14 protein-coding genes are annotated in these 12,590 nt (G+C 35.3%); 1 reads left to right on the forward strand and 13 read right to left on the reverse strand.

The genetic code is table 11. The features are described 5' to 3' along the window. The 12 genes from egtB to M4I21_RS00335 form a co-directional block, all read right to left on the reverse strand. Entirely contained in the window at positions 1-1,149 is a 1,149-nt protein-coding gene (gene egtB, locus M4I21_RS00280; protein ID WP_249556953.1) for an ergothioneine biosynthesis protein EgtB, read from the reverse strand. Next, positions 1,142-2,362: a bifunctional alpha/beta hydrolase/OsmC family protein gene (locus tag M4I21_RS00285; RefSeq protein WP_249556954.1), complete on the reverse strand. Its 1,221-nt coding sequence runs from the start codon at positions 2,360-2,362 to the stop codon at positions 1,142-1,144. Before M4I21_RS00285 ends, egtB begins: the two co-directional genes overlap by 8 nt. Beyond that, on the reverse strand, positions 2,349-2,870 hold the full coding sequence (locus M4I21_RS00290) for a peptide-methionine (S)-S-oxide reductase (RefSeq protein WP_249556955.1): 522 nt from the start codon (positions 2,868-2,870) through the stop codon (positions 2,349-2,351). The genes M4I21_RS00285 and M4I21_RS00290 overlap by 14 nt, the downstream gene beginning before the upstream one ends. A gap of 17 nt (positions 2,871-2,887) precedes the next feature. Then, positions 2,888-3,169 (reverse strand): DUF427 domain-containing protein, encoded by a 282-nt coding sequence (locus tag M4I21_RS00295; protein WP_249556956.1) that lies wholly within the window; start codon positions 3,167-3,169, stop codon positions 2,888-2,890. A 121-nt stretch (positions 3,170-3,290) separates the two neighbouring features. Then, complete coding sequence (locus M4I21_RS00300) at positions 3,291-4,025, reverse strand: flavodoxin family protein (RefSeq protein WP_249556957.1); 735 nt, start codon at positions 4,023-4,025, stop codon at positions 3,291-3,293. Between the two features lie 26 nt (positions 4,026-4,051). Continuing rightward, on the reverse strand, positions 4,052-5,614 hold the full coding sequence (locus tag M4I21_RS00305) for a protein adenylyltransferase SelO (protein WP_249556958.1): 1,563 nt from the start codon (positions 5,612-5,614) through the stop codon (positions 4,052-4,054). Positions 5,615-5,617: 3 nt separating this feature from the next. Beyond that, positions 5,618-5,893: a GNAT family N-acetyltransferase gene (locus tag M4I21_RS00310; protein ID WP_249556959.1), complete on the reverse strand. Its 276-nt coding sequence runs from the start codon at positions 5,891-5,893 to the stop codon at positions 5,618-5,620. A 60-nt stretch (positions 5,894-5,953) separates the two neighbouring features. After that, the gene (gene msrA, locus M4I21_RS00315; RefSeq protein ID WP_249556960.1) at positions 5,954-6,505 is read right to left on the reverse strand and encodes a peptide-methionine (S)-S-oxide reductase MsrA; all 552 of its coding nucleotides are present in this window, start codon (positions 6,503-6,505) and stop codon (positions 5,954-5,956) included. Beyond that, entirely contained in the window at positions 6,502-6,963 is a 462-nt protein-coding gene (msrB, locus tag M4I21_RS00320) for a peptide-methionine (R)-S-oxide reductase MsrB (RefSeq protein WP_249556961.1), read from the reverse strand. The genes msrA and msrB overlap by 4 nt, the downstream gene beginning before the upstream one ends. 160 nt (positions 6,964-7,123) lie before the next feature. Next, the gene (locus M4I21_RS00325) at positions 7,124-7,549 is read right to left on the reverse strand and encodes a 3D domain-containing protein (protein WP_249556962.1); all 426 of its coding nucleotides are present in this window, start codon (positions 7,547-7,549) and stop codon (positions 7,124-7,126) included. A gap of 112 nt (positions 7,550-7,661) precedes the next feature. Further along, the gene (locus M4I21_RS00330) at positions 7,662-9,893 is read right to left on the reverse strand and encodes a TonB-dependent receptor (protein WP_249556963.1); all 2,232 of its coding nucleotides are present in this window, start codon (positions 9,891-9,893) and stop codon (positions 7,662-7,664) included. Between the two features lie 143 nt (positions 9,894-10,036). After that, on the reverse strand, positions 10,037-10,483 hold the full coding sequence (locus tag M4I21_RS00335; protein ID WP_249556964.1) for a hypothetical protein: 447 nt from the start codon (positions 10,481-10,483) through the stop codon (positions 10,037-10,039). Between the two features lie 187 nt (positions 10,484-10,670). Here M4I21_RS00335 and M4I21_RS00340 point away from each other — a divergent pair, with 187 nt between their 5' ends. After that, complete coding sequence (locus M4I21_RS00340; RefSeq protein ID WP_249556965.1) at positions 10,671-10,832, forward strand: hypothetical protein; 162 nt, start codon at positions 10,671-10,673, stop codon at positions 10,830-10,832. 63 nt (positions 10,833-10,895) lie between these two features. On the opposite strand, the gene M4I21_RS00345 is transcribed toward M4I21_RS00340, so the two are convergent. Further along, positions 10,896-12,452 carry an NAD(P)/FAD-dependent oxidoreductase gene (locus tag M4I21_RS00345; RefSeq protein ID WP_249556966.1) on the reverse strand — a complete coding sequence of 519 codons (1,557 nt, stop codon included), beginning with the start codon at positions 12,450-12,452 and terminating at the stop codon, positions 10,896-10,898. Positions 12,453-12,590 lie beyond the last annotated feature (138 nt).

Genomic DNA, 12,590 nt, shown 5'->3' on the forward strand with positions numbered 1-12,590 from the left:
TTATTGTGCAAGTCTTATTCCAGAAAATAACCAACGCATATCTGGCTGAAAAAAGTTTCTGTATGTTTTTCTACTGTGGTTCTTTGGTGTTGCTATAGAGGCTCCTCTAAGCACGTGTTGGTTAATCATGAATTTACCATTGTATTCGCCTAAAGCACCAGGAGCTTTAGAGAAATTTGGATAAGGTAAATAGGCGCTATTGGTCCATTCCCAAAGCTGCCCGTAATTTAGGTGTTCTGCCGCAACTTCCCACTCAAACTCCGTAGGTAAGCGCATTTGTTTCCATTCTGCATAGGCATAGGCTTCAAACATACTAATGTGTGTAACCGGTTTATTTGGTTCTACAGGTTTAAATCCGTCTAGGGTATAATAATGCCAAACCCCTTTAACCTTGTGCCAATATAGTGGTGCTGCAATCTCATTTTTAGTAATGTAATCCCAGCCTTCTGCATGCCAAAGATTAAAATTGGTATAACCACCGGCTTCTATAAAAGCAATATATTCTGCGTTTGTAGTTAGGTTATTGCTAATTTTAAACTTGTGAATGTACGTTTTATGCATCCCTAGTTCATTATCAAAACTAAAACCATCGGCGTTGTGACCTATTTGGTATACACCTTCATCTATGGTAATAAACTCTTGTTTTTCAGTAATATCTTTTAATGCTATATTATTCTCTAGGGTAGGGAATGTAGGCTGATTGCCAAAAATGTATTTAATATCATAATAAAACAACTCTTGATGTTGCTGCTCGTGGTTTATACCAAGTTCTATAATTTCTAAGGCTTCTTTAGGTGGGTTACGCTCTAAAAAAGCAGTCATTTTAACATCTACATAACTTCTATAAGCATAAATTTCTTTTACGGTTGGGCGTGTCATTAATCCCCTATTAGGACGTAAAACACGTTCGCCTGCGTTGTTGTAATAGCTATTGAAAAGGTATGCAAAATCATCGTTGTAAACGGTGTATTTTGTACTAAATTCTTTTAAAACAAACTGCTCAAAAAACCAAGTGGTATGCGCCAAATGCCACTTAGGAGGCGACACAAAGTCTGTTGGTTGCACAGAATAATCTTCGGTTTCTAAGCCGGAGCATAATGTTATAAAGCGGTTACGAGTGTTTAGGTATGCGTCTTTTAAATTAATCATTTACTACTTCGGTATCTATTATAATGTCACTTTGTAATGTTCTGTGAACAGGGCATTTAGATGCTATCTCTTTAAGTCTTTGTTTCTGTTTTTCATCTAGGTTACCAACAAATTTTAATTTCTTAGAAAGATGATCATACTTGGTAGGTTTGTCTACATCTAGCATTAAATCTGCGCTGTGTTTTTTTGCATACGTAATATAAACAAAAACTTCTTGTAAATCCCATTTTTTGCGTTGCGCGTACATTTTTAAAGTCATTACGGTGCACGCAGCTAAACCAGCACTTAGAAAATCGTAAGGAGAAGGGCCAAAGTCATCTCCTATATCTTCCGGTTCATCTGCAATTAGAGTATGCTTTTTGGTCTGTATGGTTGTGGTAAAATTATCTTCAACTAAATTTAAATGACCAACCAGTTGTTCGCCTTCTGTAGAGAGCATTTTATTCTCTTTAGGCTCAAAGTAACGCTGTACCCAAGTTCCAATTACATTACCAGCATAAATACTGTCTTTGCTGTTTGTAAGTAGGTGATCTGCCTGGTCTAAACTAACAAAGCTTTTAGGGTGGTGTGCGTTTAAATAAAGCTCCTGTGCGTTATCTACGCTAACAGTGGCATCTATAGGTGAGTGCAGTATTAATATTGGCTTACGGAGCTCTTTTGTAATCTTAGGCAAATCGGTTTTGCTAAAATCTTCTGCAAATTCTCTATTTATTTTAAAAGGTCTGCCGCCTATGTTAACCTCTACTGCTCCTTTTTCTGGTATGCTGCTAACATCGTGAGTAAATAAATGTGTTACGTGGCTAGCAGTAGATGGTGCGCCAATAGTGGCAACAGCTTTAATATTATCTAGCTTAGAGGCTGCAACGATAACAGCTGCACCGCCAAGTGAATGACCAACAAGTAGGGAAGGAGCATCATACTGTTCTGTTAAGTAATTATTTACGGCAATAAGATCGTCTACGTTAGCAGAAAAATGACTGTCTGCAAATTCACCTTCACTACGACCAAGCCCTGTAAAATCGAACCTAAGAACACCAAAACCGTGCGTAGTTAAAGATCTACTTATGTTTTTTACAGCTGTTAATGTGCTACTACACGTAAAGCAATGGGCAAAAATGGCAAAGTAATTTGGTTTTTGGTTTGCGGGCAGTTCCAAGTATGCCTGTAACTGTATTCCGTTTTTATTTTCTATATGTAATCTAGTGCTTTTCATAGAGTAGTTTTTCGGTGTTAATTTGCTTAGAAAATGTACGTAATAACATTTGTAGTTTAGGTGTAATGTAGGTTTTGCAAAACGGCTTATTAGGATTGTTGTAATAGTAATTTTTAAACTGTTCTTCAGAAGGTTTAAATGCTGAAAACGGATAAACTTTTGTTATAATTTTATTTTCAAACTCGGGTTGAAAATCGCTTACGATAGCATTAATTTCTTTTGCTTGTTCTGATGAAAACACATAAAATGCCGATCGGTATTTTTTACGAAACGAATGGTTTGATGTGCTTTTATGAGTTAATAAATGGATGTTAACCAGTGTTTTAATGCTTATCTCCTCAATATTAAGTTGAAGTAGTATAGCTTCAGAGAAATTAGTGTTTTCTCCGGTTGAAGAAACAAAACCCTGTTGCAAATTATACACACCAATAAGCGACTTAAAAACAGCTTCTGTACACCAATGACATCCGCCACCTAATGCAATTTTATAAAATTGTTTTTCTATCATTCTAAGCGCTGAAAATATTATTCTACTACCTCAACACCTTTCCAAAATGCAACATAACCTTCTATTGGTTTTGCCATTTTAGATACCTCTGGGTAATGCCACGCGGCATCTTTATTTTCTTTGCCATCTACAGTAACTGTATAGTAATGTGCTTTACCTTTCCAAGGGCAGGTTGTATGTGTTTGTGTCGCATTAAAAAACTCCTGTTTAATGCTCTCTTTAGGAAAATAATGATTGTTTTCTATTACTACAGTGTCATTACTTTCTGCTATTACGGTATTGTTCCAAATTGCTTTCATAAGTTGTATGTTGTCTTGTATTAATTTATAGTGTCTAAATTTTGTCGGTTAAACCTTCTTAAAATTACAATAACTCCTAGTTGCTTAATTCGTAATTGATTAAAGGATAATGTTCTTTGTTTTAGCGGTACTCAGGATTTTCAAAACTCCATTTTTTGCCATTATCCCAGGCTTCTCTGGAGTTACCATAACTAGGATATCCGCCTTGTTCTTTTAGCATCTTAGCTAAATGCATAAGGTTGTAGGTCATAAAAGTTGTATTTCTGTTTGTAAAGTCGGACTGTAAGCCAACAGGCGTATTTAATTTTTCTCCTTTCCACTCGGTGTCACCATAACTTGGTCCTGGTCCAACTTCACCAATCCACCCAGCATCTGCTTGTGGCGGTATAGAATAGCCAATGTGTTGCATAGCGTATAAAATACCCATAGCACAGTGTTTTACGCCGTCTTCATTACCAGTAATAATAGTGCCGCCAACTTTTCCGTAGAACAAATACTGCCCTTTTTCATTGGTCATACCACTCATAGCATAAAGTCTTTCTATAAGTTTTTGAGCTACAGAAGACTTTTCGCCCAACCAAATAGGAGTACCTATTATTAGAATATCTGCATCTATAATTTTCTTAAATAGCTCTGGCCATTCATCTTTTTCCCATCCGTGCGCTGTCATATCCGGATAAACACCACTAGCCACGTCGTGATCTATAAGACGTATTTCTTCTACAGTTACATTCTCTTTTTGCATTATTTGCTTAGAAACATCCATAAGTTTGGAAGTGTGACTTTCCGATGGAGATTTTTTAAGCGTACAATTAATGTACATTGCTTTTAAGGTACTGAAATCTGTTTTTTGCATAGTGTTTGTTTTAGGTTTCACCAGGTTTAAGAGCTGCAAGACAGCATAGAACAACCTACTTTATGTCTTGCCCATTCAGGTCTTTTTGCAAACCATTTGTTGTGGTTTTGTTGTTCGTTATATGGTTGTTTTAGAATAGTATACAATTCATTAATTAAAGTATAATCTCCATTTTCTGCAGCGTCTATAGCTAGCTGGGACATATAGTTTCGCAACACATATTTTGGATTAACTAAGTTCATTTGTTGCTTGCGCTTCTCTGGGGCTGTATGCTCTAACTCTAATCTATTTGCATAAGCAGTAAACCATTTGTTCCATTTACTTTTTACAGCGTTTGTAAGTGCATCAGGATTGTAATAAGCATCTTCTAACAGCTTTAGAGCCTCTTCAGGAGCCTTATTGTTAAAGTTGGCTAACGTTCTATAGAATATGGTCATATCTGTCTCTACAAGCTGTAAATTAGCTTCTAGTTCTTGAATTAGTTTAAAGTCGGAATCAAATTCTGTATACAGACCTATTTTAGAACGCATCATTTTTAAAGAAGCCTTATCATAACCTAGTTTGTAATCGTCTAAAATAGCTTCTAATGGAGCAGCTTCATTAACTAAGGGAAACAAAGCATTTGCCAATTGAAAAAGATTCCATAAACCAACGTTAGGCTGATTGCTGTAACGATAGCGTCTATTTTCTGCGTCTGTTGTGTTAGGAGTCCAATCTACATCATAGTCTTCTAACCAGCCGTATGGCCCATAATCTATAGTTAACCCAAGGATAGACATATTATCTGTATTCATGACACCATGCACAAAACCTACACGCTGCCAATGCACAATCATTTCTAATGTACGCTCTGCAACTTCTTTAAAAAATGCGATATATGTTTCTTTAGATGGATCCCCTAAATGAGAAAAATGATTTTTAATAGTATAATCCACTAGTGTTTTTAGTGTAGCAGTATCTTCTCTTGCTGCTAATAATTGAAAACTTCCAAAACGCAGAAAACTAGGCGCAACTCTAGATACAACAGCGCCTTTTTCATAAGCAGCATTGCCATTGTATAACATATCTCTTAAAACTTGGTCTCCTGTAAGAGCTAAAGATAAGGCTCTTGTTGTTGGTACACCTAAGTGGTACATGGCTTCGCTACACAAATACTCTCGTACAGATGAGCGTAGCACAGCCAAGCCATCTGCAGTTCTAGAATACGGAGTTTCGCCAGCTCCTTTAAGCTGTAACGCCCATATTTTGTTGTTGTGTTCTACCTCTGCAAGGTTAATAGCTCTACCATCTCCTAATTGTCCGGCCCAATTGCCAAATTGGTGTCCGCCATAGCACATAGCATATGGTTTTGTATCTACCATAACACTATTACCTGTAAACACATTTAGGAACTCTTTGGTGGCGCTATCTTTTTTAGTTAATCCAAGAGTTTGCAACATATCATCAGACACGTGTAACAATTGTGGATTAGCTGTTTGTTTAGGTGTAACATAAGAGAAACAAGCATTGGAGACCTGTCTTCTAGAATTTTCTAAAATAGGATCTGCGGGTAATTGCGATGTAAATCTATCTTTTAAATTAAATTTCATTGCTTATGCTTGTTCAATTATAGAATTCCATTTGTCACTTCTTTTGGCAATAGCTTTTACATAACCGCATACAGCCACAGCTTTGTAACCTTCTGTGGTTAATAGCTCAAAAGTTTGTTCTACTAAAACTTTACCAACACCTTTTCCTCTTAGGCTAGTAGGTACTTCAGAATATACCAAGTACATTTTACCATCTTTTAATTTATAATCTACAAATGCAGTTGAACCTTCTACATCCATAGTAAATTTTTGATTTTCTTTATCGTGTATAACTTTCATTCTTTCTAAAATTTAAAATACCTGCAAGTCAAATAGAAATACAGGTATTATATGTTTTTATTAAGCTGTTACGCTTTTTAATTTATCTGCGTGCATTTGTCGTAGTTTGGCCAATTTTGGATCTATAACTACGGTACAGTAGCCCATTGTTTTATTGTTTTCATAAAAACTCTGGTGGTCTTCTTCTGCGTCATAAAAAACACCAATAGGACTAAGTTCTGTTACAATAGGGTCTGCATAGTAAGGAGCCATTTCTGCTAAAACAACCTCAGCAACCTCTTTTTGCATTTGACTATGGTAATAAATTACAGATCTGTATTGTGTACCAGCATCTGCACCTTGTCTGTTAAGCGTAGTAGGGTTGTGGGTGGTCATAAATATAACTAGTAAATCTTGGTAAGATACCTCTGCCGAGTTATATGTAACTTGTACCACCTCTGCGTGACCAGTTAGGCCAGAGCATATTTCTCTGTACGTTGGTCTACCAGGCGCAATACCGCCAGTATACCCAGAAACTACCTTTTCTACACCTTTAACCTCATTAAAAACTGCTTCTGTACACCAAAAGCATCCTCCACCAACAGTTAACGTTTCTAATTTTCTATTCTTCATTCTTGTATTTCCTTTCTATTTTGTAATTGTAAAGCTTCTGAGTTTACACAATAGCGTAAACCACTAGGTTCTGGTCCGTCTGGAAAAATATGACCTAAATGCGCGTTGCACGTATTGCATAAAACCGCTACCCGAACCATTCCAAAACTACTATCTTTTACATATTTAATAGCATTTTCTTTAATGGGTTGTGTAAAACTAGGCCAACCAGAGTTAGACTTAAACTTAATGTCAGAGTTAAACAACGGCGTATTACAGCAAACACAATTATAATCACCGTCTGTAAAAGAACTGCACAATGCACCTGTATGCGCTGGTTCGGTTCCTTTTTTACGCGTAATTCTATATTGTTCTGGCGTTAGCAATTGTTTCCATTCACTATCCGACTTTTCAACTTTAAAATCTGGATCTAGATTGCCCTTTACAGCAAAATGAATTACATTTTTCCAAGTTAGCATAAACCAATTTCCTTTCTACTTTACAATTGTTATGATACTGTTATATTACTTGTGTATTTTGTCGTACTAAAAGTAAATTCCTATCAATTTAAAAGAGATAAGAAATTATATTATAATACGCAAAAAGCAATAGCTTAAAGATAAGAAGAACTCAATAGACTTAAGGTGTATTTAAGCTATCTTTAAGAGTTTTGTACTGTATATTAATTTTTTTGACCCCGTATTCTATAGCCTTTTCTACATCTACACCCATATAAATATCTATACGGTTGCGCCATTTGGAGTGCATTTTGTCTTTTACCAGAAAAGTACCACTAAACCCTTCTAGTTTTACTTCTGTATTTCTGTCTAGGCCTAATTTTAAAAGATCTTTAGAAACAGCAATGTATTTATCTCCAGGAGCAAGACTATCTCCCCATGCAGCAATAGTAGGTTGTAAAGATGTTTGGTATGCTAAAGAGTTGTATGCAGTAGCTCTAACGTTAAGGGTTCTCCAGACATACGGATCCTCTTTCTTTTGTACGCTTGTGTTAGAACAAGAAAAGAGTGTTATACAGCATAAAATGAAGGCAAGGTTCTTTAGCATTAAACTAAATATACTATAAATTTTATAAAATTAGTATAAATGCTGTTGGTTGATAAAAAATAAACCCACAACTAAAGCTGTGGGTTTACTAGGTGCAATAAAAATACCGTTTTTAAAAAGTTACGGAAACTTTAGCTTTTAAAAAGAACGGAGTTCCCGGTGTAAAATGAATTTCATCTACAGAATTAGTTTCATTAAATAATCTTGTTTCTGTAGCAAACTGACTCTCGTTCCACTCTGTATCAAACAGATTCTCTATAATAACTCCGTATGTCCAGTTTTTAGTATTGTAGCTTAGGTTAAAATCTGATAAAAAGTAACCATCTGCAACAATAGAGTTATCTTCATTAGCGGGTCTATCTTTTACGTATCTGTAATTTAACCCACCAGAGAACTTACCAACGTTTTTAAATGTTAAACCACCAGCAGCAGTTAAAGAAGGTGCTAATGGTATGTAATCTTCACCATCTGTTTCTTCTGTACTTCTTGCGTAGGCGTAATTAGCATCACTATAAAAATATAAACTAGGAGTAATATTGTATCTAAAACCAAGATCTACACCATAACGTTGCGTTTTTCCACTAGGTTCTACCACGCCAGCATCACCAACATATACAAATTCTTGTTCTAGGAATAAGCTCCATAAAGCAGCGTTTATAACTAGTTTAGATGATGGTTTTAGAATTACACCCAAGTCATTACCATAAGCTGCAGGTAATATTTCTTTACCATTGTTAGCTGTTACTACACGTGTGTCGTTAGAATGAAAACCAATACCTGATTTTAAAAATAACTGTACACTAGGAGAGGCAGCATATATAAAGTTTAGCTTAGGACTTACAAAGACCTTGTCTTCACTTAAACTAGTATAAGTAGTTTGTAGTTTATCTATATAATCGTTTTTAAAATAGTCTAAACGTAAACCAGGATTAATTGTCCATTTGTTTTTCTTGTACGTAGCGTTTAAAAAACTATACATATTTACTTCATCAACATCACCTAAAGCATACGTTTCTATGGTAGTTTGTCTGTTTGCTGTATGCGATAACTCTACGTCATTTATATCATCATATCTAAAACCAACACCAGCTTCTAATTTTAATTGCGAGTTGTCTTTATCAAAATGGAAATTATGCGCGTAAACAGATTCGGCTCCAAAAATACTACGAGACTCTTTCTGTTTTATTTGATCGCCGTTAACAGGATCATCTAAAAAGAACGTAAAGTTAGAGAATAGCTCAAAATCGTACTTAGATACAAATGCCTTAGAAGTAAGAGACTCGTGCTCATTAAATTGTTTGGTGTGATTAAACCATAGGTTAGACCTACTAGTTTTACCACCTTCTGTATCGTCTATAGCGCCAAACCTACCAATTAATCCTTGGTCTATTGCGCGTTGCGGTATTTGCCCAGAAGCATCCCATTTACTTTGAAAATGACTAGCAGTAATAGTAAACTCTTGATCGTCATAGTTATTAAAGTTATAACGGCCCATTAAGTTAATTCTATTAAAATTTTGAGGAGAATCAAAAACACCATCTGTAAGTACAAGTTCAGAAGCTAAATACATATTACTTTGTTCTTCTTCTAATAACTTAAGCATACTTACAGCGCGTAAACTATTAAATTGTCCGGCTTCTACAGAAAGTAAGTTTTTGTCTAACTTCTTTTTGGTTTTAAGGTTTACATACCCAGCAGTGTTAAAGTTACCAACATTAGCATAGTAAGGACCTTTGCCAAAATCTATATTATCTACTGTTTCTGGTATAATAAAGTGCATATCTGCATATCCTTGTCCGTGTGCATGAGACACCATATTTACAGGTAAGCCATCTACGCTAATGGCTACGTCTGTACCATGGTCAATATCAAAACCACGTAAAAATATTTGTTCTGCTTTACCACCACCTGCGTGCTGACCAATAATTAATCCAGGAACTTTACGTAAAATCTCTTGTGAAGACTTAACGGGGTTTGTTTTTACATCTACATTTAAAAACGTACTAAGTGAGTTTACTTTAGATACTAGAACTACTTGGTCTAAAGAAACAGCGCTTTCTGTTAAGCTAACTTTTATTGTTGTATTTAAATGTTCTTCTGTAATTGTCATTTGTTGCGTAGCGTACCCAAGGTTGTAAAAGAAAATAACATCGTTTAAAGAGACATCATTCAACTTAAAAAAACCAGAAGTGCTAGAGTAGGTGTAGTCACCTGTTGTTTGGTTGTACACACTAACACCTTCTATAGGTGTATTGCTATTAGATACTACAGTACCTTTTAGTTCGTGTGCTTGTATACTTCCAACGGTTGTAAGGAGCAGTACTAATGCTATAAAATATTTCATTTGTTGTAGTTTGTTGTAAGTAGTATCTAGATCTAGAACAATGTTCTGCATCTAAATACTAGAATTGTAAGCGCATAGTTTAGCCATAGGCATAGTTGAGCCTAAAGTAACTTGCAGTTCTTGTATAAATAATTTTGTTTCTGCTAGTACAAGCAGTAGTAAGCCAGTGCGCTTTTTGGAGGTTTTTCTACAGCTGTTATATAACCATTTGTAGTTTTATCTAGGCTAGTATAACTATGATTAACATGTAGTGGAGTGTTATTTTTAAAGATGTAGGTATATGTATCTACAATATGCTTGTCTATTTTTATGTCTAGTACAAGGGTGTCGTTAGAGTCATTATCTGGTGCGCCAAAAAGGTTATTTATAAATGTAATTACTTGGTGCTCGTGATTTACAGTGTGAGAATGACTATGTGCTGTTGCTGAGGTATTGCTGTGCGAGTGTTCTGAAGCTGTAGTATGTGTTTCTATGGCGTGAGAAATAGCGTGTAAACCATCTTTTATTTGATCTTGCAACGGATGAAGTACATACAATAAGCTTATGCTTACTGCTATTAACCGTACTATATGCTGCTTAATGTTTCTCATTTTATGCTTTAAAACACTTTGTTATTATTGTTTATTTAAGTGTTATTTTTGCAGCTACCAAAGCTATAAAAACTTAGACACTCTTACCATACTAACGAGAAAATTTGAAGTAGGGTTTTAAAAAAAGTGAAAAAAATACGTTTTTTTGTTTTTAGGTTGATAGTAGAACGTTTTAAATAAGGTACTTATGGCAAAAAAAGGAAGAGAGAAGAATACATTAAACAAGGCTAAACACACTAAATTGATGGCCCGAAAAATTAATAAAAAGAAAAAAGAAGAAGCTTTACGTAAAGAGCGCCTTAAAGCTATTATTAAAAAAGCGCACGAAACTAGTGAAAGTCCAGAGTAAAGTAAATAGTATAAGTAAAAAAGCCCAAAGCTGAGTGCTAAAGGCTAGTTGTTCATAATTAAGTTATATACCACTTACTGCTGCTTCAGCACATCTTTCGCCATCCATAGCCGCAGAAATAATACCTCCTGCATAACCACCACCTTCTCCGCACGGGAATAAGCCTTTAATTTCTGGATGCTCTAATTTTTCTGTTCTAGGGATATTTACAGGTGATGAGGTTCTAGATTCTACACCAATAATGTTGGCTTCAGAGGTATAATACCCATTCATTTTATCACCAAAAGCTTTAAATCCACCTCGTAAACGACTGCCAATTAGCTTTGGTAAGAGGGAGTGTAGTGGAGCAGATTTTAATCCTGGTTGGTAAGAGGTATCATTTAAATCTGTAGATAATTTTCCTTCTACAAAATCGGTTAGTCTTTGTGCGGGTGCAACTTGACTTCTTCCGCCTGCATTAAAAGCTAACTTCTCTAAGTCTTTCTGGTATTCTAACCCTTTTAAAACACCAAAATGGTTGTATTTAGGAATATCTTCATCAATATTTAATTCTACAACAATACCAGAATTTGCGTATAAATTATTTCGTTTAGAAGGCGACATACCGTTTACAACAATTTCTCCAGGAGCCGTTGCTGCAGGTACTATAAATCCGCCGGGGCACATACAAAAAGAATACACACCTCTTCCTTTTACCTGCTCTACAAGGCTATATGCCGCAGCTGGCAATAACTCATCTCTTTGTCCGCTACAATGGTATTGTATGCTGTCTATAATATGCTGTGGGTGTTCTACACGTACACCCATTGCAAACGATTTTGCTTGTAATGCAATTTCTTTTTTATGCAATAAATAGTAAATGTCTCTAGCCGAGTGTCCTGTTGCAAGAATTACACTATTTACAGCCATTTCATCTCCATTTGCTAAAATAATGGCTTTTAAAGTGTTGTTTTTTATGTCAAAGTCGACCACTTTAGTATCAAAATGAACCTCACCACCGTACTTTATAATATTTTCTCTAATATTTTGTACAAGTTTAGGAAGCTTGTTGGTACCAATATGTGGGTGTGCGTCTATTAAAATTTGTTCTGTAGCTCCGTGGTATACTAAGTTTTCAAAAATTCTACGTACATCTCCACGTTTAAGACTACGGGTGTATAACTTACCATCAGAATAGGTGCCAGCGCCACCTTCACCAAAACAGTAGTTAGAGTCTTCGTTTACAATATGTTCTTGGTTAATGGCTTTTAAATCTCTACGTCTGTCTTGTACATTTTTACCCCGCTCTAAAACAATAGGCTTGTAACCTAGTTCTATGCAACGTAAGGCAGCATACATTCCTGCGGGTCCAAAACCAATAATATGTACTTCTTTAGCATTAGAAACATCTTTATAATCAAACGTATAATTACTACTTTCTGGAGCTGGTTCTTTTATATAAACAGATACTTTATAATTAAAATATATTGTTGCTTTACGTGCATCTATAGACTTACGATCTACTTTTACTGCAGTAATTTCTGATGTGGGAATGCCTAAATATTTTGCAGCTTTTTTAGTTAGAATGCCTTCTATAGGTTCTTCTTTTAATGTAGTTCTAAGCTGAATGTTTCTTACCATACCGCAAAAATAGTGGTTTTAAAAGAATTTATCTTTTTTGTCTTTGATAATTTTAAGATTGATGAGACAATAACCGGGAAGACATGTAGAAAATATTATAATAACACTTTTTTATAGGGCTTAAGAAGTTGTTTTAAA

It is taken from the genome of Cellulophaga sp. 20_2_10 (assembly GCF_023476645.1).
Classification (GTDB): domain Bacteria; phylum Bacteroidota; class Bacteroidia; order Flavobacteriales; family Flavobacteriaceae; genus Cellulophaga.